Origin of the sequence: Curtobacterium sp. MCBD17_030 (assembly GCF_003224255.1) — a bacterium.
Taxonomy (GTDB): Bacteria; Actinomycetota; Actinomycetes; order Actinomycetales; family Microbacteriaceae; genus Curtobacterium.
Window position 1 is genome coordinate 276467 of record NZ_QKLI01000001.1, and the last position, 20687, is coordinate 297153.

Below are 20687 nucleotides of genomic sequence, written 5' to 3' on the forward strand. Positions count from 1 at the left end.
CTCGTCGTTCCCGAAGCCACACCACCACACGAAGGAATCCATTGAGACGCGCAAAGATCGTTTCGACGCTCGGACCTGCAACCGCCGACTACGAGGTCGTCAAGCAGATCATCCAGGCCGGGGTCGACGTGGCCCGCCTGAACCTCAGCCACGGTGACTACAGCGTGCACGAGGCCAACTACGAGAACGTCCGTCGTGCCGCCGAGGAGCTCGGCAAGCCGGTCGCGATCCTCGTCGACCTGCAGGGTCCGAAGATCCGTCTCGCGAAGTTCGCGGACGGCCCGCACGAGCTGGCCGTCGGCGACGAGTTCACCATCACGACCGAGGACGTCCCCGGCACGAAGGACGTCTGTGGCACGACCTTCAAGGGCCTGCCGCAGGACGTCAAGCCCGGCGACCCGCTGCTCATCGACGACGGTCGGGTCCGCCTGCGCGTCCTCGACACCGACGGCGTGCGCGTCCGTACCGAGGTCGTCGTCGGCGGCACCGTCTCGAACAACAAGGGCATCAACCTGCCCGGGGTGGCGGTGAACGTCCCCGCACTGAGCGAGAAGGACGAGGCCGACCTGCGCTGGGGCATCCGCCAGGGCGCCGACCTCATCGCGCTCTCGTTCGTCCGGAACGCCTCGGACGTCGTGCGCGCCCACGAGATCATGGACGAAGAGGGCAAGCGTCTCCCCGTGATCGCGAAGGTCGAGAAGCCCCAGGCCGTCGACGCGCTCGAGGAGATCATCGACGCCTTCGACAGCATCATGGTCGCCCGGGGTGACCTCGGCGTCGAGCTGCCGCTCGAGGCGGTCCCGATCGTGCAGAAGCGCGCGGTCGAGCTGTCCCGCCGGATGGCGAAGCCGGTCATCGTCGCGACGCAGATGCTCGAGTCGATGATCTCGTCCCCGATCCCGACCCGCGCCGAGACCTCCGACGTCGCGAACGCCGTCCTCGACGGTGCCGACGCGGTCATGCTCTCCGGCGAGACCAGTGTCGGCGAGTACCCGGTCGAGACGGTCCGCACGATGGCCCGCATCGTCGAGTCGACCGAGGACCACGGCCTGGAGCGCATCGCGCCCCTCGGGACCAAGCCGCGCACCCTCGGTGGTGCGATCACCCTCGCGGCCGTCGAGATCGCCGAGTTCACCGAGGCGTCGTACCTCTGCGTGTTCACCGAGTCGGGTGACTCCGCGCGTCGCATGTCGCGCCTCCGCCACGGCCTGCCGATCATCGCGTTCACGCCGAACGAGGCGACCCGTCGCCGCCTGGCGCTGACCTGGGGCGTGCGCTCCTTCCTCGTCGACCGGAAGACGCACACCGACGAGCTCTTCTCGCAGGTCGACGACGTCCTCATCGGCAACGGTCTCGCCATCCCCGGCGACCGTGTCATCGTCACGGCGGGTTCCCCTCCCGGACTCGAGGGCTCGACGAACGACCTCCGGGTGCACCGCGTCGGAGACGCGCACGCCGAGGCCGCGCCGGCGTACGTCCGCGACTGAACCCGGACCGATCCGACGAGAGGCCGTCACCCGGACCGGGTGGCGGCCTCGCGTCGTGTGCCGCTCGGCTGGTCAGGTGGCCGGGAGGCCCGTGGTGCGTCCTCGACGCCGGCCGCGTCGGTAGCGTGGTCCCGTCCCGACTGACCGAGAACGCGAGGAGCGTCGCATGGGTGACCCGAGCCTCCAGTCCGACCGCCCACCGTCGGACAGCGCACCGTCCGACGGCCCGACGCGCTCCCGCCCCGACGTGCAGCGGTGGCGCCGCTACCTGGCGGACGAGCGTGCCGAGGCGGCCGTCTACCGGAACCTGGCCACGCGGCGGATCGGCGAGGAGCGCGAGATCCTGACAGCCCTCGCCGAGGCCGAGGGCCGACACGAACAGCACTGGCGCGACCTGCTCGGCGACGACGTCGGCCGTCCGCTCGCAGGCAGCCTGCGGACCCGTGTCCTCGCCGCCCTGGCGAAGCGGTTCGGGTCGGTGTTCGTCCTCGCACTCATGCAGCGGGCCGAGGACCGCTCGCCGTACGCGGACGACGCCGACGCCACCGCGACGATGGCCGCCGACGAGCGGATCCACGGCGAAGTGGTGCGGGGGCTCGCGAACCGTGGCCGGATGCGTCTGTCGGGGACGTTCCGCGCCGCGGTCTTCGGGGCGAACGACGGCCTCGTGTCGAACCTGGCGCTCATCATCGGCATCAGTGCCTCCGGAGCGGACCGGCACTTCGTCCTGCTCAGCGGCATCGCCGGCCTGCTCGCCGGGGCGCTGTCGATGGGCGCGGGGGAGTACGTGTCGGTGCGGTCGCAGCGGGAGCTGCTCGAAGCCTCGGCACCGCACCCGGAGGCGCAGCACGCGGTCGCGGACCTGGACGTCGACGTGAACGAACTGGCGCTGGTGTACCGGGCGCGGGGGATGAGCGAGGACGAGGCGGCCGCGCACGCCGACGAGGTCATCGCCTCGCTGCTCGTCGCCCCGACCACGGGCGGCGTGCCCGTCGTCCGGTCGCGGTCGGCCCTGCCCCGACCGAGCGTCACCGAAGACGGGGACGACCACGAGGCGATCGGCACCGGGACGAGCGCGGCGCTCTCGAGCTTCTGCTTCTTCGCGTCGGGTGCGGTGATCCCGGTGCTGCCCTACCTGTTCGGGCTCGAGGGCTGGCCCGCAATCGGCCTGGCGGCAGCCCTGGTCGGCCTCGCCCTGCTCGGCACCGGCGCGGTGGTGGGTGTGCTGAGTGGTGCTTCGCCACTGCGGCGCGCCCTGCGGCAGCTCGGCATCGGCTTCGGCGCCGCCGCCGTGACGTACCTGCTCGGTCTGCTGTTCGGGACGAGCAGCGGCTAGCGGCCGTCAGCGGCCGTCAGCGGCCGGTCAACGGCGGGCGGCCGCGCGGGCCGGCAGGAGGAGCAGCGCCGCGCTGCCGACCCCGACGAGCGCGATGCCGGCCAGGACCGTGAACACCTCGAGTGCTGTCGTGGGTGCGAGCAACACGGCGGCACCGCAGAGCACCGAGAGCACACCGCTCACGACGGTCGGCGCCCGCGAGGAGCCGGGGTGCCCGACGAGGGCCCCGACGAGCGCCGCGACGCCCTCGACCAGGAAGCCGACCCCGGCCAGGACCGCGTACACGACGAGCGGCACCGCGGGGTCGAGGAGCGTGACGAGCCCGGCGATGCCGACGAGGGTGCCGACCACGCCCGAGGTCCAGCGCCACACGGCCGGCGTGCCGTACCCGCGCGCCGCGGCGAACACCCGCATCGCCCCCGCGACGACCAGGTAGACCCCGAACAGCAGCGCGACGAGCACGAGCGTCGGTCGCGGCCAGACGACGGCGACGACGCCGGCGATCATCGCGACGACCGCGGTGACGACGACGAACGCGCGGAACGTGCGGACGGCACGAGAGTCCACGGGGCTCCTCCCTGACAGGTCAGCCGGACCTCCGACCGTACCGTGACCGGGCCACCCGCGTCGCGGTGTGCCGGGGCCTGGCCGGAACCTGCGTCGGCGGGCGCGACTGCTACGCTGGCACGGCTCGCGAGTGTGGTGGAATGGTAGACACGGGGCACTCAAAATGCTCTGCCTCTGGCGTGCGGGTTCGAGTCCCGCCACTCGTACAAGTACCGGAGCTCCGAGTACCGGAGCTCCGTCGGGCGGGTTGCCGCGGTCGGATCGAGCGTCTAGTAGGCTCTCCGTCGTGAGTGACACAGAAGCAACCGCAGCCGCACCCCGTCGCGTCGTCGTCGCCGAGGACGAGTCGCTCATCCGCCTCGACATCGTCGAGATCCTGCGCGACAACGGGTTCGACGTGGTCGGTGAAGCCGGCGACGGCGAGACCGCGGTGCAGCTCGCGACCGACCTGCGCCCCGACCTCGTCATCATGGACGTCAAGATGCCGCAGCTCGACGGCATCTCCGCAGCTGAGCGGCTGTCGAAGAACCACATCGCTCCGGTCGTCCTCCTCACGGCGTTCAGCCAGAAGGAGCTCGTCGAGCGAGCGACCGAAGCCGGCGCGCTGGCGTACGTCGTGAAGCCCTTCACCCCGAACGACCTGCTCCCCGCGATCGAGATCGCCCTCTCGCGCTACCAGCAGATCATCACGCTCGAGGCAGAGGTCGCGGACCTCGTCGAGCGCTTCGAGACCCGCAAGCTCGTGGACCGGGCCAAGGGCCTGCTCAACGAGAAGATGGGCCTGACCGAGCCCGAGGCGTTCCGTTGGATCCAGAAGGCGTCGATGGACCGCCGGCTGACCATGCACGACGTCGCCAAGGCGATCATCGAGCAGCTCAGCGCGAAGAAGTAGGCGTCGGCGCGGACATGCCGGTTCCGCCGTGCCACGTGGCAGGGTGAGGGCATGGACGACGTGGTGATCCGGGCCTCCCGACCGGCCGACCTGCCGACGGTGGCCGACCTGCGCTGGCGGTGGAGCGTCGACGAGGGTTGTGCGACGCCCGCGGTGTCGGCCGCGCGGTACCGCGACGCGACGACGGCCTTCGCGGCCGCGCACCCGGACAGCCACCGGTGCGTGGTCGCGGAGCGGGACGGCGTCGTGCTCGGGATGGGCTGGCTGGCCCTGACGGAGCGACCGCCGACGCCGGACCGACCGGAGCGTCGGGTGACCGGTGACGTGCAGACCGTCTACGTGCACCCGGACCTGCGCGGCCGGGGTGTCGCGAGACGACTGGTCACGGCACTGCTGGAGCTCGCCGACGACGCCGGGGTGGAGCGGACGTCGGTGCACTCGAGCGTCGACGGCGAGACGCTCTACCGGCGGCTCGGGTTCGGGGACACCCCGCTCCTGCTGCAGCGTCCGCCAGAGGCCTGAGCCCTGGCGGACCAGCTCCGGAGCTCGAGGTGCAGCGCCCGAGGCCCACCCGAGCGTCAGCGGGCGTCGCGGATGATGTTCGTGATGCGCACGGTCGAGCAGCGCCGGCCCTCGTCGTCGGTCAGGACGACCTCGTGCGTGGTGAGCGTGCCGCCGAGGTGGATCGCGGTGCAGGTGCCGGTGACCCGGCCGCTCGTCGCGCTCCGCGTGTGCGACGCGCTGAGCTCGATGCCGACCGCGTAGCGACCGGCACCGGCGTGGATGTTCGCCGCCATCGACCCGAGGCTCTCGGCCAGGACGACGTAGGCGCCACCGTGCAGCAGGCCCGCGGGTTGTCGGTTGCCCTCGACGGGGATGCTGGCGACCGACCGCTCGGCGGAGAGCTCGGTGAACTCCATGCCCATCTTCTCGGCGAGCTGCCCGGCGCCGCGCGCGAGGTACTCCGCGACGCCCTCGTCGGATCCCCGGACGGTCTGTTCGTCGGTCACGTCGCGTCGGCCTTCCGCGTGGTCGTTCCGCCCGGACCGCGGCCGCACCCTGTCGGGGGCCGTCGGTAGGCTGTCCGGGTGTCGGACTCCGCAAAGCCTACCCTCATGGTCATCGACGGCCACTCGCTCGCCTTCCGGGCCTTCTACGCCCTGCCGGTCGACAGCTTCGTGAACCGCGAGGGGCAGCACACGAACGCCATCCACGGGTTCATCTCGATGCTGCTCATGCTGCTGCAGCGCGAGAAGCCGACGCACCTGGCGGTCGCGTTCGACATCTCCCGGTTCTCGTTCCGCACGCGCGAGTACGCCGAGTACAAGGGCACCCGGTCGGAGACCCCGGCCGAGTTCAAGGGCCAGATCCCGCTCCTGCAGCAGGCGCTCGAGGCGATGGGCATCACGACCGTCACGAAGGAGGACTTCGAGGCGGACGACATCCTCGCGACCCTCTCCAAGCAGGGTGCTGACCAGGGATTCCAGGTCTACGTGGTGTCCGGCGACCGCGACTCGATCCAGCTCGTGAACGACGACGTCACACTGCTGTACCCGTCGGTCCGCGGTGTGTCCGAACTCACGCGCTACGACCGCGACAAGGTCTACGAGCGGTACGGCATCGAGCCGCACCAGTACCCGGACATCGCGGCCCTGGTGGGGGAGACCAGCGACAACCTGATCGGTATCGACAAGGTCGGCGAGAAGACCGCGGTGAAGTGGGTCACGCAGTACGGCTCGCTCGACGGGGTGCTCGAACACGCCGACGAGATCAAGGGGGTCGTCGGCAACAACCTCCGCGAGCAGCGTGACCGGGCGATCCGGAACCGTCGGTTGAACCGCCTCGTCACCGACGTCGAACTGCCGGTCGGCCCGGCGGACGTCGCCCTCCGCCCGCTCGACGAAGCCGCGGTGCGCGAGCTCTTCGCCACGCTGCAGTTCCGGACCCTGCTCGACCGGGTGTTCAAGGTCGTCGGCAGCGGCGAACCGACCGAACCGTCGACGACCGACGGCAGCGTCGAGGACGCCGGGCCGACACCGCCCCCGGTCAAGACCCTGATCGACGAGGAACTCGGCTACTGGCTCGAGCGGAAGAACGCCGCGGACGCCGAGAACGGTTTCGGCGTCGCGGTCGAGGTCATCGACGGTCGTCTCAGCGCGATCGGCATCGCCACCCACGACGACGCCGTCCTGGTCCCCGGTGGCAGCGGGGCGCAGGACTACGAACAGCTCGCCGCGTGGTTCGCCTCGGACGCCCCGAAGCACTTCCACGACGCCAAGGCCGCGATCAAGGCGCTCGGGACGGCAGGCTTCACCGTCGCGGGCATCGCCGGCGACGCCCGCATCACCGGATGGCTGGCGAACCCGGGCAAGCAGGGTCAGCCCCTGGCCGACCTCGTCTACCAGGAGCTCGGTGAGGAACTGCCGACGGCGGACCCGAACCAGCTCGTGCCGGAGACCGACCCGGTGAACGTCGGGGTGCACGCCTGGTACGTCCTCCGGGTCACCACGGCACTCCGCTCCCGCGTCGACCCGGGTTCGCTCACGGTGCTCGACGACATCGAGCTGCCGCTGACGTCCGTGCTCGCGCGCATGGAGACCACCGGTGTCGGCATCGACCGCCCGGTGCTCACCGGGCTCTCGCACGAGCTCGGGGAGCGCGCCGCGGACCTCGCCCAGCAGGCCTTCGCCGAGATCGGGCACGAGGTCAACCTCGGGTCGCCGAAGCAGCTGCAGGAGGTCCTGTTCACCGAGCTCGCGATGCCGAAGACCCGCAAGACCAAGACGGGCTTCTCGACCGACGCCGCGAGCCTCACCGACCTGCAGGAGCAGCACCCGCACCCGTTCCTCGGCCTGCTGCTGCAGCACCGCGACGCGACGAAGCTCCGCCAGATCGTCGACACCCTCGACGCCGCCGTGGTCGACGGCCGCATCCACACCCGGTACGAGCAGACCGGCACGAGCACCGGGCGCGTGTCCTCCACCGACCCGAACCTGCAGAACATCCCGGTGAAGACCGCCGTCGGTCGCCGGATCCGGTCGGCCTTCGCGGTCGCCGAGCCGTACACGACGCTCCTCACCGCGGACTACTCGCAGATCGAGATGCGGATCATGGCCCACCTGTCGGGAGACGCGGGACTCATCCAGGCGTTCAACGAGGGCGAGGACCTGCACCGCTTCGTCGGCGCCCGGGTCTTCGGCGTGGAGCCGTCCGACGTCAGCCCGGAGATGCGCACCAAGGTCAAGGCGATGTCCTACGGCCTGGCGTACGGCCTCAGCGCCTTCGGCCTGTCGAAGCAGCTCCGCATCGAGCAGAGTGAAGCCCGCACGCTGATGACGGAGTACTTCGCCCGCTTCGGCGCGGTGCGCGACTACCTCCGGAACGTCGTGGAGCAGGCCCGCGAAGACGGCTACACCGAGACGATCTTCGGTCGCCGCCGTCCGTTCCCGGACCTGAAGAGCCCGAACCGGGTGCTCCGCGAGAACGCCGAGCGCGCGGCGCTGAACGCTCCGATCCAGGGGTCCGCGGCGGACATCATGAAGATCGCGATGCTCGGTGTCGACGCGGACCTGCGCGACGGTGGCCTCGGTTCGAGACTGCTGCTGCAGGTGCACGACGAACTGATCCTCGAGATCGCGCCGGGGGAGCAGGACCGGGTCGAGGAGATCCTCCGCACCCGCATGGGCGGCGCAGCCGAACTGACCGTCCCGCTCGACGTGTCGGTCGGGCTCGGCACGAACTGGGCGGCGGCGGCGCACTGAGCGCGATCGCACCCGGGTGAGCGGCGGGACGGACGGGAGGCGCGCCTCCCGTCCGTCCCGCCGCTCACTCCGTGCTGGTGGGTAGGGTCGGGCTGGTGGGTAGTGTCTGGGACATGAGCGATGACCGTCCCGTCCGTCAGCCGTCCGCCGTCGACCAGGTCGCCGAGCAGTGGGTCACCACGCTCGTGGACCTCGACCCGACCGTCGCCACGTACATCGGTGTGCCGGGTCGCACCGACGGGTACGGCGACACCTCGCCGGCCGGTGCTGCGGCCCTCGCCGACGCCGCTCGCACGGCACGCCGCGCGCTCGATGCCGCCGACGCTCGCGACGACGTCGACCGTGTGACGAAGACCGACCTCGGTGCCGAGCTCGACCTGACCGTCGAGTCGTACGAGCGGAAGCTGCACCTGCGCGACCTCAACGTCATCCAGAGCCCGGCGCAGTCGCTCCGTGACGTCTTCGACCTGATGCCGACCGCGACGGCGGAGGACTGGCAGGACGTCGCCGGCCGCCTGCAGTCGCTGCCCGACGCGCTGGAGGGCTACCGCGAGACCCTGCTGGAGGGCACGCGCGAGGGCGTCACCGCGGCGAAGCGCCAGGTCGAGCTCATCGCGGAGCAGGCCGCCCGCAACGGCGCGCCCGACGGGTTCTTCCGGCAGCTCGCCGACGGTGCCGTGCTCGAGGGCGGCGCTCCCGTCCCCGACCGGTTGCGCGCCGAGTTGACCCGGGGAGCCGAGGTCGCCGCGGCCGCCTACCGGTCCTTCGGTGCGTTCCTGGAGCACGACGTGCTGCCGCTCTCGACCCCGGTGGACGCCGTCGGCCGGGACGACTACACGCTGCACTCCCGCCGGTTCCTCGGCGCCGTCGTCGACCTCGACGAGACGTACGAGTGGGGCATCGAGGAGCTCGCCCGGATGCGCGACGAGCAGGAGCGCATCGCCGACCGCATCGAGTCCGGTGCGAGTGTCGCCCGCGCGATCGAGGTCCTGGACGCTGACCCGGCGCGGGTGCTGCACGGCACCGATGCGCTCCGGGCCTGGATGCAGGAGACCAGCGACGAGTCGATCCGGGCGATGGACGGTCGCTACTTCGACATCGCGGACCCGATCAAGCGCCTGGAGTGCCGGATCGCCCCGACGCAGGAGGGCGGGATCTACTACACCGGCCCGTCCGACGACTTCTCGCGTGCCGGCCGCATGTGGTGGTCCGTCCCGCAGGGTGTCACCGAGTTCGGCACCTGGCGCGAGAAGACCACCGTCTACCACGAGGGTGTCCCGGGCCACCACCTGCAGATCAGCCAGGCGGTCTACAACCGCGGCGAGCTCAACACCTGGCGTCGGCAGCTCGCCGGGCCGTCCGGCCACGTCGAGGGCTGGGCGCTGTACGCCGAGCGGCTCATGGAGCAGCTCGGGTTCCTGGACGACGACGGCGACCGCCTGGGCATGCTCGACGGGCAGCGGATGCGGGCCGCCCGCGTGGTGCTCGACATCGGCGTGCACCTGCAGAAGACCAACCCGGACGGCGGCGGTTGGACGTGGGAGTACGCCCTCGACTTCATGGGGCGGAACGTCAACATGGACCCGGCGTTCGTGCAGTTCGAGGTGGCGCGGTACTTCGGGTGGCCGGGACAGGCGCCGTCGTACAAGGTCGGGCAGCGCGTCTGGGAGTCGATCCGCGACGACGTGGCGGCCCGTGAGGGTTCGTCGTTCGACCTCAAGGCCTTCCACCACCGCGCCCTCGCGCTCGGCGGCGTCGGCCTCGACACCCTGCGGAGTGCGCTGGTCGGCTGAGCGGACACGCCCGGTTGTGGGCGTCCCGCCTGCTGGATAGACTTGTGCGGCGCAATCCGCGCCAACAACACTCATCGCCATGGTGGCTCGCACCGGTCGCTCGACCGGCACGCGGACCGGGGGTCGCTCCCTCGCCGCCACGGCCCGACTCATGTCCGTTCGGAGCAATCTCTACATGACAACCACCACGACCAAGGCTCCCAAGCAGGTCGCCATCAACGACATCGGCTCGGCTGATGACTTCCTGGCCGAGGTCGAGAAGACCCTGAAGTTCTTCAACGACGGAGACCTCATCTCCGGCACCGTCGTGAAGATCGACCGCGACGAGGTCCTCCTCGACGTCGGTTACAAGACCGAGGGTGTCATCCCCTCGCGCGAGCTCTCGATCAAGCACGACGTCGACCCCAACGAGGTCGTCAACGTCGGTGACGAGGTCGAGGCCCTGGTCCTCCAGAAGGAGGACAAGGAAGGCCGCCTGATCCTGTCGAAGAAGCGTGCACAGTACGAGCGTGCATGGGGCGACGTCGAGAAGATCAAGGAGTCCGACGGCGTCGTGACCGGCACGGTCATCGAGGTCGTCAAGGGCGGTCTGATCGTCGACATCGGCCTCCGCGGCTTCCTCCCGGCATCGCTCATCGAGCTCCGCCGTGTCCGCGACCTGACGCCGTACCTCGGTCAGGAGCTCGAGGCGAAGATCCTCGAACTCGACAAGAACCGCAACAACGTGGTCCTCTCGCGTCGCGCCCTGCTCGAGCAGACGCAGTCCGAGTCGCGCACCACCTTCCTGAACAACCTCCACAAGGGCCAGGTCCGCAAGGGCGTCGTCTCGTCGATCGTCAACTTCGGTGCGTTCGTCGACCTCGGTGGTGTCGACGGTCTCGTCCACGTCTCCGAGCTCAGCTGGAAGCACATCGAGCACGCCAGCGAGGTCGTCGAGGTCGGTCAGGAAGTCACCGTCGAGATCCTCGAGGTGGACCTGGACCGCGAGCGCGTGTCGCTCTCGCTCAAGGCCACGCAGGAAGACCCGTGGCAGGTCTTCGCCCGCACCCACGCGATCGGTCAGATCGCGCCGGGCAAGGTCACGAAGCTCGTGCCGTTCGGTGCCTTCGTCCGTGTCGCGGACGGCATCGAGGGCCTGGTGCACATCTCGGAGCTCTCGAACAAGCACGTCGAGCTCGCCGAGCAGGTCGTGTCCGTGGGCGACGAGGTGTTCGTCAAGATCATCGACATCGACCTCGACCGTCGCCGCATCTCGCTCAGCCTCAAGCAGGCCAACGAGGGCGTCGACCCGGAGAGCACCGAGTTCGACCCGGCGCTCTACGGCATGCCGACCGAGTACGACGACAAGGGTGACTACAAGTACCCCGAGGGCTTCGACCCGGAGACCAACGAGTGGCTCGAGGGCTACGACACCCAGCGCACCGAGTGGGAGGGCCAGTACGCGGCCGCCCAGGCGCGTTGGGAGGCCCACAAGGCCCAGGTCGCCAAGTCCCTCACCGAGGAGGCGCAGGGTGGCTTCGACCTCCCGGCCGCCGCTTCGACGTTCACGAGCGAGACGACCGGAGCCGGCACCCTCGCCGACGACGCGTCCCTCGCCGCGCTGCGCGAGAAGCTCAGCAACAGCTGAACGGATGTGACCGGGTGAGCTGATCATCCGTCGCATCGACCGGGAGCCCGGTCCTGATCGTCCCCCGGGGACGGCCGGGGCCGGGCTCTTCGGCGTCGTGCCGGAGCGCTCGGCGTGCGTCGCTGGGAGCATTCGTGGAGCAGGCCGTGCGACGCTGTCCCCGTGCGCATCATCGGACTCACGGGCGGCATCGCCGCGGGCAAGTCGACGGTCTCCCGGCGGTTCGCGGATCACGGCGCGGTCGTGGTCGATGCCGACCGGCTCGCGCGGGACGCCGTGGCACCCGGCAGCCCGGGGTTGCAGGCGGTGCGGGAACGCTTCGGCGACGCGGTGATCGCCCCCGACGGCAGCCTCGACCGTCCCGCGCTCGGTGCCGTCGTGTTCGCCGACCCGGAGGCGCGCAAAGCCCTGGAGGCCATCACCCACCCGGAGGTCTGGCGGCTGGCGCAGCAGCGCTTCGACGCTGCCGAGGCAGCCGACCCGGATGCCGTCGTCGTCTACGACGTGCCGCTCCTCGCCGAGGCACAGGGGACGCGGCCGCTGCGGTTCGACGCCGTCGTGGTCGTGGACGCCCCTGCCGCGGTGCGGATCGGGCGCCTGGTCGAGCACCGGGGGATGCGCCGCGACGACGCGGAACGCCGAGTGGCGGCACAGGCCTCCGACGCGGACCGACTCGCCCTGGCCGACCACGTGGTCGACGCCACCGGCACGCTCGAGCAGACGATCCGGTCGGCCGACGAGGTATGGGCGCGCCTCGTCCGATGAGGACGCACCACCGGCTGCTCGTCGTGGCGGTCCTCGTCCTCGTAGCCATGGGGCTCGCCGCGCTGGTCGGGGCGAACGTCCTCGGTGGTCAGCGTGTGGCGGAGGGCGGTCGTCCCGGACAACCGCACCGGACGCTCGAGCCGGGCGAGGCACCGCACGGCGACTTCCACCGCTTCCGGCTCGGCGCGATCGACGGGGAGCGCCTGGCCCCGAACCGCGACGACTTCGCGGCCCGGACCTCGCCGAACGGTCCGCTGCTGCTCTTCCTGCCGGCCACCCGCGCGAAGCCGGCCGACTACCAGCGGTTCCTCACGACGGCGCTGGACGACGGGTACCACGTGCTCGGGCTCGACTACTGGAACCTCGGCAGGACCCTGTCCGGCACGTGCGAGGCCGACGCGCGGTGCTACGGGCAGGTGCAGCGGAACCGGTTCGACGGCACCCGCGGTTCGACGTTCAGCGACGTCAGCCCGGCGGGCTCGATCGTGTCGCGGTTCCGGGACGCCGTCGCACACCTCGACGACGTCGACCCCGCCGGGGGATGGGGGCGGTTCGTCCAGGCCGACGAGGACATCCGGTGGCAGGACATCGTCGTCGCCGGGCATTCACAGGGCGGGGGCGAGGCCGCGTACATCGCCCACATCCGGCCGGTGCTCGGTGCACTGATGTTCTCGTCGCCGGTGGAGTCCGTCGGCCCGGTGCACGCAGCGTGGATGGACCACCCCGGTCAGACCCCGGCGAGCCGGATGTACGCGCTCGACGACGTCCGCGACGAGTTCGGCCCGCGCATCACCGGGTCGTGGTCGGCGATGGGACTCGACGGCGCTCGTGGGACCGAGGGGCCGGCCGGTACCGACGGCCCGTGGCGGACCGACACCGCGCCACCGCCGCCCGCCGCCGACCCGCACGCGATCCTCACCGACCTGCCGGTGGGCGACCCGCGCTGGGCGCACTCGCGGATCATCAAGGACTCGACCCCGCTCGACGAGCACGGCGACCCGCGGATGCTCCGGATCTGGCAGTGGATGCTGCACCGGTTCCCGACTCCTGCCGTTCCCTCCGGACGGTCATAGCCAGCGGAAATACGATGAGGCGGTGCACCACGACGGCGAACGCCCCACCCCCGACCGCACGGCGGTCACCATCGACGAGCCAGACGACGGACACATCGACGGACACAGCGACGCGACGACCCTGGCCGCGCTCATCCGGCAGCGCGCCGAGCGCACCCCGGACCACGTCTACCTCGAGGACGCCCGCTCCGACCGGACGCTGACGTACGGCGGTCTCGACGCCGCCGTGACGGCCTGGTCGCGGACGTTCGACGCCATCGGCGTCCCGCCCTCCGGCGGCGTCCTCGTCGACGTGGGGGACCCGATCGCGTTCGCCGCCGTGCACCTCGCGGCCGTCGCCTCCGGCCGTCGGTCGGTCCCCGTCGACACCGGGCAGCCGGCCTCCGAACCCGCTCGGCTGGCGGCGCTCCTGGGCGGGGCCGCGATGGTCGTGTCGGACCGAGACCCTGACCCTGGTGCGGAGGCCGGAGCGGCGAGTGTCCCCGGAGCCCCGTCGGCCCGGGTGGACGCGGCCACGGGCCTCCCGGTCGGGGTCCGGGACGGCGACGTGCCGGACGCACCCATCGACGGCCCCGGCGAGGGCTCGGTCGTGCTGTTCACCTCCGGCTCGACCGGGACGCCGAAGGGCGTCGAGCTGCCGGAGTCGCAGCTCCGGTTCGTGGCGCACGCGATCGCCCGGCACAACGGCCTGACCGAGCGGGACCGCGGGTTCAACTCGCTGCCGCTGTTCCACGTCAACGCCGAGGTGGTCGGTCTCCTCGCGACACTGGTCGCCGGGGCGACCCTGGTGCTCGACCGCCGGTTCCGACGCACCGGGTTCTGGGAACTGCTCGAGGCCCGCCGCGTGACGTGGCTGAACGCCGTGCCCGCGGTCCTGGCCGTCCTCGCCAAGACCGGCCCCCTGCGGCCGCCGGCGAGCCTGCGGTTCGTGCGGAGCGCCTCTGCGCCGCTGCCCGACCCGGTGCGGGCCGCGCTCGGTGACCTGCCGCTCGTGGTGAGCTGGGGGATGACGGAGGGCGCCAGCCAGATCACCGCCACGCCGCTCGACGCGCCGCCCCGACCGGGCACAGTCGGGCTGCCCGTCGGGTCCGAGGTCCAGGTCCGCGGCGAGGACGGCGCGCTCCTGCCCGCGGGCGAGGTCGGTGCCCTGTGGGTGCGCGGTCCGGGCATCGTGCGCTCCTACCTCGGCGGTCGGGCGGCCGACCGGTTCGACGCTGACGGCTGGCTCGCGACGGGCGACCTCGGCTCCATCGCCGTCGACGGCTGGGTCTCGCTGGCCGGCCGGTCCGACGACGTCATCAACCGTGGCGGTGAGAAGGTCTACCCGTCCGAGGTCGAGGACGTCCTGCTCCGGGACCCGCGCGTGCTCGAGGCAGTCGTCGTCGGCCGGCCGGACGAGGTCCTCGGGGCGGTGCCGGTGGCGTACGTCATCCCCCAGCCCGACACCGACACCGACGGGCTCGTCGAGGACCTGCGGGCCCTCGCCGAGTCCGCCCTGACCCGGTTCCGTCGTCCGTCCGAGATCACCGTCGTCCTCGACCTGCCCCGGGCCCCGACGGGCAAGGTGCAGCGCGCCCGCGTCCGAGCGATGACCGAGTCGCGGTGAGCGCCGCCACCACCACGCCGGGCGTGCAGACCCCCACCCGGACTGCCTCCGGCAAGCCGCGGCACCTGTACGAGGTCGACGTCCTCCGCATCCTCACCTTCGCGTGCGTCATCGGCGTGCACACCACGAGCCACACCATCGCGTCCGACGACGTCCCACTGAACGCCCTGCTCGGCCTGCTGCACTTCACCCGCCTGGTGTTCTTCTCGCTCACGGCGTTCGTGCTGGTCTACAGCTGGTCGCTCCGCCCGCGCCCGCTGGCGCAGTTCTGGCCACGCCGGTTCCTGCTCGTCGGCGTGCCCTACCTGGCGTGGTCGTCCGTGTACGTCACCGCGTCGTGGCTCCTCAGCTCCACGACGCGGGGTGACGTGCCGGCCCTGGTGACGACGTACGCCGAGGGGATCGTCACCGGGACGTCCTGGTACCACCTGTACTTCCTGCTCGTGACGATGCAGGTCTACCTGCTGCTGCCGGTGATCATCTGGCTCGTCCGGGTCACCCGGCGCCACCACGTCGCCGTGCTCGTCGTCGCCTTCCTGCTGCAGCTCGCCGTCTTCGCCGCGTACAAGTACTGGCCGCACTCCATCGACTGGTTGCACGGCTACCAGAAGCAGTTCTTCTTCTCGTACGTGTTCTTCATCGTCTCCGGGGCGGTGGCGGCCGACCACGCGGACCCGTTCCTCCGGTTCATCCGGGAGCACCGGCGGGCCGTCCTCTGGGCCTTCGCCGGCACCGGGGCGCTCACCCTGGGCGTGTGGTGGCTGCAGGTCGGGCTCGGCCAGTCCCTGTACGCCGCCGGCACCCCGCTGCAGCCCGTCCAGGTCCTCTGGAGCACGGCGGTCTTCGTCGGCTTCCTGGCGATCGGTGCGGCCTGGGCGGACCGCCGTCGGGCCGGCTCGGCGCTGGCGCGGGTCGTCGACTACGGATCGGACCGGTCCTTCGGGATCTTCCTCAGCCACCCGTTCATGATCTGGATCCTGCTGTACGGCGACAGCTGGCTCGAGAGCGCGGTGCCGAAGCCGTGGCTGACACTCGTCACGTACGTGCTCGTGCTGGTGCTGTCGGTCGCGGTGACCGAGGCGTTCCGGTGGACGCCGCTCAGCGTGCCGCTGACCGGACGGCCGTCGCGGGCGCGCCGGGCACGGGCGAGGGGCTGACGGCGGTCCGGTCAGGACGGACGGTCGCGGGCCTCCCGGCCTGGAGGCCCGCCACAGGTCCGACGGGACGCTGACCGACCGACGGCTGCGCCGGCGGGTCCGCCGCTCGATCGCTAGTGCGTCGCGTCGCGCTCGACTGCGGGGACGCCCACCTCGAGCACGCCGTCGGTCACGGTGAGCCGCTGCGGCTTCATCACCCACGCCACGACCGCCGCACCGGCGAGGAGCGCACACGAGATCCCGAACGGCAGCTGCCAGCCGGAGGTGTCGATGAGGAACCCGAACACGATGGGCGAGACGACGCCGGCCACACCGAACCCGGTGTTCATGAAGCCCGAGGCGGTGCCGGACCACTGCGGCGCCACGTCCATCGGGATGGCCCACAGGTTCGCGTTGCAGAGCTCGAGGAAGAAGAACGACAGCGCGAGCGACACCGTCGCCACCGTCAGGCTCTGCCCGACCACGACGAGCGGCAGCAGGCAGACCAGGGATCCACAGAGGCCGATCACCAGCACCAGACGACGGGCCTGACGGGAGTCCCCGCCCCGGTGGATGATCCGGTCGCTGAGCATCCCGCCGACCGTGTCACCGACCACACCGGCCAGGAGGACCGCGGTCGTGAACCATGCGAAGGCATTGATCTCGAGGTCGTACTGGTCGCTCAGGAACGTCGGGATCCAGGTGAGGAACACCCAGAGTGTCCACCCGTACCCGAAGTCGACGAAGGACACCGGCAGGATCTGCTTCGCCAGGGCGCGCCAGGGGACCGGCGGACGCGTGGCCCGGGTCTCGACGGGTGGCAGCTCGGCGAGTTCGGCCTTCGTGATCCCGTGGGCGTCCTCCGGACGGTCCCGGAAGAGGAAGAACCAGGCGATGCCCCAGGCCACGGACAGCACGGCGGTGGCGAAGAACGCCAGGCGCCAGCCGCTGATCGCGATGAAGTAGGCGACGAGCAACGGCGCGAGGGCGTTGCCGAGCCGGGCGGCGGAGTGCACCACGCCCTGGGCGAAGCCGTTCCGGTCCCGCGGGATCCACCGACTCATCGCCTGGGTGGCGGACGGGAACGCGGCTGCTTCACTGAGGCCGAGGAGCAGGCGTGCCGCGAACAGCGTCCAGAACCCCAGCGACAGCCCGGTCCACAGCGTCGCGACTCCCCAGACCACGGTGATCACGAAGAGGGCCCGTCTCGGCCCGAACTTCTCGCTGATCGTGCCGCCGAACACCTGGAGCAGGGCGTACGGCAACGAGAAGGCGGACACGATGAAGCCGGCGGCCGTCTCGGTCAGCCCGAACTCGTCGGTGATGTGGGGGAGGGCGGTGGAGATGTTCGTACGGTCGATGTACGAGATGGCGTACATGCAGCAGAGGAGCAGCAGCACCCGTCCGCGGATGCGTCCGCGGAACGGGGTGCCCTTCGCCGGTGCTGCAGCGGGGGCCGTGGTCATGGGGCCTCTTCGGTCGGGTTGCTGAACGGATCGGAGGCTACGACCGGATTCGATCAGGGACCTCTGAGTGCGCTATCGGGAGACAGTACGCCCAGGGCGAGCAGAGCACGTGGATGTCGGGGGCCGCGCCTACTGTTGAGGCCATGGGAGTTGCCATCGAGCCCACGCGTGCCATCCGACCCTTCGAGGTCATCAGCGAGTACTCGCCGAGCGGTGACCAGCCCGCGGCGATCGCCGAACTCGCCGGGCGCATCAACGCGGGTGAGACCGACGTGGTGCTGCTCGGCGCGACCGGTACCGGCAAGTCGGCGACGACGGCCTGGCTCATCGAGCAGGTGCAGCGGCCGACGCTGGTGCTCGCGCACAACAAGACGTTGGCGGCGCAGCTCGCGAACGAGTTCCGCGGGCTGATGCCGAACAACGCGATCGAGTACTTCGTCTCGTACTACGACTACTACCAGCCAGAGGCCTACGTCCCGCAGACGGACACCTTCATCGAGAAGGACTCGTCCGTCAACGCCGAGGTGGAACGACTGCGCCACTCGACGACGAACTCGCTGCTCAGCCGGCGCGACACCGTCGTGGTGTCGACCGTGTCCTGCATCTACGGCCTCGGCACGCCGGAGCAGTACATGAACGCCTCGGTCGCGCTCCACATCGGGCAGAACATCTCCCGTGACCAGCTCGTCCGCAAGTTCGTCAGCATGCAGTACCAGCGCAACGACGTCGACTTCGCGCGCGGCACCTTCCGGGTCCGCGGCGACACGCTCGAGATCATCCCGATGTACGAAGAGCACGCGATCCGCATCGAGATGTTCGGCGACGAGATCGAAGCGCTCTCCTCGCTGCACCCGCTGACGGGCAACGTGATCGACGACCTGCCCGCGGTCTCGATCTTCCCGGCGTCCCACTACGTGGCGGACACCGACGTCATGCACCGCGCGATCAGCTCGATCAAGGAAGAACTGGCCGAACGGCTCGCCGAGCTCGAAGGTCAGGGCAAGCTGCTCGAAGCCCAGCGGCTGCGGATGCGCACCACGTTCGACATCGAGATGATGGAGCAGATCGGGTTCTGCTCGGGCATCGAGAACTACTCGCGGCACATGGAAGGCCGTGGGCCGGGCGAAGCACCGCACTGCCTGATCGACTACTTCCCGGACGACTTCCTCCTCGTCATCGACGAGTCGCACGTCACCGTGCCGCAGATCGGTGCGATGTACGAGGGCGACGCCTCCCGGAAGCGCACCCTGGTGGAGCACGGCTTCCGTCTGCCGAGCGCGATGGACAACCGCCCGCTGAAGTGGGAGGAGTTCCTCGACCGCGTCGGGCAGAAGGTCTTCCTGTCGGCGACGCCCGGCAAGTACGAGCTCGGCATCACGGACAGCGTCGTCGAGCAGATCATCCGCCCGACTGGCCTCGTCGACCCCGAGATCATCATCAAGCCGAGCGACGGTCAGATCGACGACCTGCTCGAGGAGATCAAGCAGCGCTCCGAGAAGAACGAGCGCGTGCTCGTCACCACGCTGACGAAGCGCATGGCCGAAGAGCTCACCGACTTCCTCGGCAACGCCGGGGTCCGGGTGCGGTACCTGCACTCGGACGTCGACACCCTGAAGCGTGTGGAACTCCTCACGGAGCTGCGCCAGGGGGTCTACGACGTGCTCATCGGGATCAACCTGCTCCGCGAAGGCCTCGACCTGCCCGAGGTCTCGCTCGTCGCGATCCTCGACGCGGACAAGGAGGGCTTCCTGCGCTCGTCGACGTCGCTCATCCAGACGATCGGTCGTGCAGCGCGCAACGTGTCGGGCCAGGTGCTCATGTACGCCGACAAGATGACCGACTCGATGAAGCAGGCCATCGAGGAGACCGACCGCCGCCGCGAGAAGCAGGTGGCGTACAACCTCGAGCACGGCATCGACCCGCAGCCGCTGCGCAAGAAGATCGCGGACATCACCGAGGTCCTCAACCGCGAGAGCGACGACACCCGCGAACTCCTGGAGCGCCGCGGTGGTGGCGTCCGTGACGGTCGTCGTGCCCCGACCCCGTCGCTCCGCCGCGAGGGCATCGCCGGCGAGGGTGCGACGCAACTCGAAGCGACGATCGCCGACCTCAACGACCAGATGCTGCAGGCGGCCGCCGAGCTGAAGTTCGAGCTCGCAGCACGACTCCGCGACGAGGTCCAGGACCTCAAGAAGGCGCTGCGCCAGATGGAGTCGGCCGGACATGTCGTCTGATCCCGGCGCCCCGGCCGGACCTCGCACGGTCGTCGTCACCGGCGCCAGTGCGGGGCTCGGGTACCAGGCGGCCGAACAGCTCGCCGTGGGCGGACACCGGGTGGTCCTGGCGACGCGCGACTCCGGCAAGGCCGCGGCTGCCGAGCGCAGCATCCGCTCGGTGGTGCCCGACGCGCAGCTCGAGCACGTGCACCTCGACCTGGCGGACCTCGACTCGGTGCGCGCGGCTGCGGCAGCGCTGGGAACGCTCGGGCCGGTGCACGCGGTGCTCAACAACGCCGGGGTCGTCGGGTCTCGCGAGCGTCGGTCCACGGCGCAGGGCCACGAACTGCAGATGGGGACGAACCACCTCGGGCACTTCGCCTGGACGGGCCTGGTGCTCCCGCTGCTCCGGGACACCGGCGGTCGGGTCGTCCACCTCGGATCCATCTCGCACCGCTGGGTGACGCTCGACCGGCACGACCCGCTCGGTGCCGGGCACTACAACGGCTACCGGCAGTACGCGCGCAGCAAGCTCGCGGTGATGCTGTTCGGGTTCGAGTTGGCCCAGCGTCTGGCAGACGCAGGGTCCCCGGTGTCCAGCGTCGTGGCGCACCCGGGCCTCGCCCTCGACTCCCTGACGCAGGAGGCCGTCACCGGCACCCTGGCAGTCGGCCGGTCGCGACCCGAACCCGCGTGGATCGGGCCCGGGCAGCGCTTCGTCGCGCAGGGGAAGGACGCGGGCGCGGTCCCGCTCGTCCACGCCTCGGTGGGCGACGACGTCCGGTCCGGCGAGTACTGGGGACCGGACGGCTGGTTCCAGCTCCGCGGTCGGGCGACGGTCGTCCCGGCGGAACCCCGGGCGCACGACCGCCACGAGGCCGCGCGACTCTGGGCCGCCAGCGAGACGGCTTCCGGCGTCACGTTCGCTCTCGACGCACTCGGCTGAGCCGGCTCAGCGGGCG

Annotated in this window: 16 protein-coding genes and 1 tRNA gene; 14 read left to right on the forward strand and 3 right to left on the reverse strand. The window is 70.8% G+C overall.

The annotated features are described in order from the left end of the window. Positions 1-41 precede the first annotated feature (41 nt). Complete coding sequence (pyk, locus tag DEI89_RS01245; RefSeq protein ID WP_110902209.1) at positions 42-1487, forward strand: pyruvate kinase; 1446 nt, start codon at positions 42-44, stop codon at positions 1485-1487. Positions 1488-1653: 166 nt separating this feature from the next. After that, the gene (locus DEI89_RS01250) at positions 1654-2823 is read left to right on the forward strand and encodes a VIT1/CCC1 transporter family protein (RefSeq protein ID WP_110902210.1); all 1170 of its coding nucleotides are present in this window, start codon (positions 1654-1656) and stop codon (positions 2821-2823) included. Between the two features lie 27 nt (positions 2824-2850). On the opposite strand, the gene DEI89_RS01255 is transcribed toward DEI89_RS01250, so the two are convergent. Continuing rightward, positions 2851-3390: an HdeD family acid-resistance protein gene (locus DEI89_RS01255; protein WP_110902211.1), complete on the reverse strand. Its 540-nt coding sequence runs from the start codon at positions 3388-3390 to the stop codon at positions 2851-2853. A gap of 126 nt (positions 3391-3516) precedes the next feature. Between DEI89_RS01255 and DEI89_RS01260 the strand changes: the two genes are divergently transcribed. From DEI89_RS01260 to DEI89_RS01270, 3 genes are all read left to right on the forward strand, one after another. Beyond that, positions 3517-3596 (forward strand) — tRNA-Leu (locus tag DEI89_RS01260). Positions 3597-3676: 80 nt separating this feature from the next. Further along, entirely contained in the window at positions 3677-4282 is a 606-nt protein-coding gene (locus tag DEI89_RS01265) for an ANTAR domain-containing response regulator (protein ID WP_110902212.1), read from the forward strand. 51 nt (positions 4283-4333) lie between these two features. Then, positions 4334-4804, forward strand: coding sequence for a GNAT family N-acetyltransferase (locus DEI89_RS01270; RefSeq protein WP_110902213.1), 471 nt, complete (start codon positions 4334-4336; stop codon positions 4802-4804). Between the two features lie 56 nt (positions 4805-4860). Here DEI89_RS01270 and DEI89_RS01275 read toward each other — a convergent pair whose 3' ends face one another. After that, positions 4861-5208 (reverse strand): PaaI family thioesterase, encoded by a 348-nt coding sequence (locus DEI89_RS01275; RefSeq protein WP_110902486.1) that lies wholly within the window; start codon positions 5206-5208, stop codon positions 4861-4863. Positions 5209-5370: 162 nt separating this feature from the next. Here DEI89_RS01275 and polA point away from each other — a divergent pair, with 162 nt between their 5' ends. The 7 genes from polA (at position 5371) to DEI89_RS01305 (ending at position 16064) form a co-directional block, all read left to right on the forward strand. Beyond that, positions 5371-8043: a DNA polymerase I gene (polA, locus tag DEI89_RS01280; RefSeq protein ID WP_110902214.1), complete on the forward strand. Its 2673-nt coding sequence runs from the start codon at positions 5371-5373 to the stop codon at positions 8041-8043. Positions 8044-8156: 113 nt separating this feature from the next. Beyond that, entirely contained in the window at positions 8157-9836 is a 1680-nt protein-coding gene (locus tag DEI89_RS01285; RefSeq protein ID WP_110902215.1) for a DUF885 domain-containing protein, read from the forward strand. A gap of 175 nt (positions 9837-10011) precedes the next feature. Further along, positions 10012-11463: a 30S ribosomal protein S1 gene (gene rpsA / locus DEI89_RS01290; RefSeq protein WP_110902487.1), complete on the forward strand. Its 1452-nt coding sequence runs from the start codon at positions 10012-10014 to the stop codon at positions 11461-11463. Positions 11464-11625: 162 nt separating this feature from the next. Beyond that, entirely contained in the window at positions 11626-12228 is a 603-nt protein-coding gene (gene coaE / locus DEI89_RS01295) for a dephospho-CoA kinase (protein WP_110902216.1), read from the forward strand. Then, on the forward strand, positions 12225-13301 hold the full coding sequence (locus DEI89_RS17530) for a hypothetical protein (protein WP_181421447.1): 1077 nt from the start codon (positions 12225-12227) through the stop codon (positions 13299-13301). The genes coaE and DEI89_RS17530 overlap by 4 nt, the downstream gene beginning before the upstream one ends. Positions 13302-13323: 22 nt before the next feature. Beyond that, the gene (locus DEI89_RS01300) at positions 13324-14907 is read left to right on the forward strand and encodes a class I adenylate-forming enzyme family protein (RefSeq protein ID WP_181421448.1); all 1584 of its coding nucleotides are present in this window, start codon (positions 13324-13326) and stop codon (positions 14905-14907) included. Further along, complete coding sequence (locus DEI89_RS01305; protein WP_110902218.1) at positions 14904-16064, forward strand: acyltransferase; 1161 nt, start codon at positions 14904-14906, stop codon at positions 16062-16064. The genes DEI89_RS01300 and DEI89_RS01305 overlap by 4 nt, the downstream gene beginning before the upstream one ends. 113 nt (positions 16065-16177) lie before the next feature. Here the strand turns inward: DEI89_RS01305 and DEI89_RS01310 are convergent, their stop codons facing one another. Next, complete coding sequence (locus DEI89_RS01310) at positions 16178-17509, reverse strand: MFS transporter (protein WP_110902219.1); 1332 nt, start codon at positions 17507-17509, stop codon at positions 16178-16180. 143 nt (positions 17510-17652) lie between these two features. Here DEI89_RS01310 and uvrB point away from each other — a divergent pair, with 143 nt between their 5' ends. Both uvrB and DEI89_RS01320 read left to right on the forward strand, forming a co-directional pair. Beyond that, positions 17653-19743, forward strand: coding sequence for an excinuclease ABC subunit UvrB (gene uvrB / locus DEI89_RS01315; protein WP_181421449.1), 2091 nt, complete (start codon positions 17653-17655; stop codon positions 19741-19743). Continuing rightward, complete coding sequence (locus DEI89_RS01320; RefSeq protein ID WP_110902220.1) at positions 19733-20671, forward strand: SDR family NAD(P)-dependent oxidoreductase; 939 nt, start codon at positions 19733-19735, stop codon at positions 20669-20671. The genes uvrB and DEI89_RS01320 overlap by 11 nt, the downstream gene beginning before the upstream one ends. Positions 20672-20687: the final 16 nt, after the last annotated feature.

Coding starts and splice junctions, on each gene's coding strand:
- DEI89_RS01250 (WP_110902210.1), top strand. CDS start 1,654: ATGGGTGACCCGAGCCTCCAGTCCGACCGCCCACCGTCGGACAGCGCA.
- DEI89_RS01270 (WP_110902213.1), top strand. CDS start 4,334: ATGGACGACGTGGTGATCCGGGCCTCCCGACCGGCCGACCTGCCGACG.
- DEI89_RS01275 (WP_110902486.1), bottom strand. CDS start 5,208: ATGGGCATGGAGTTCACCGAGCTCTCCGCCGAGCGGTCGGTCGCCAGC.
- DEI89_RS01285 (WP_110902215.1), top strand. CDS start 8,157: ATGAGCGATGACCGTCCCGTCCGTCAGCCGTCCGCCGTCGACCAGGTC.
- rpsA (WP_110902487.1), top strand. CDS start 10,012: ATGACAACCACCACGACCAAGGCTCCCAAGCAGGTCGCCATCAACGAC.
- DEI89_RS17530 (WP_181421447.1), top strand. CDS start 12,225: ATGAGGACGCACCACCGGCTGCTCGTCGTGGCGGTCCTCGTCCTCGTA.
- DEI89_RS01310 (WP_110902219.1), bottom strand. CDS start 17,509: ATGACCACGGCCCCCGCTGCAGCACCGGCGAAGGGCACCCCGTTCCGC.
- uvrB (WP_181421449.1), top strand. CDS start 17,653: ATGGGAGTTGCCATCGAGCCCACGCGTGCCATCCGACCCTTCGAGGTC.
- DEI89_RS01320 (WP_110902220.1), top strand. CDS start 19,733: ATGTCGTCTGATCCCGGCGCCCCGGCCGGACCTCGCACGGTCGTCGTC.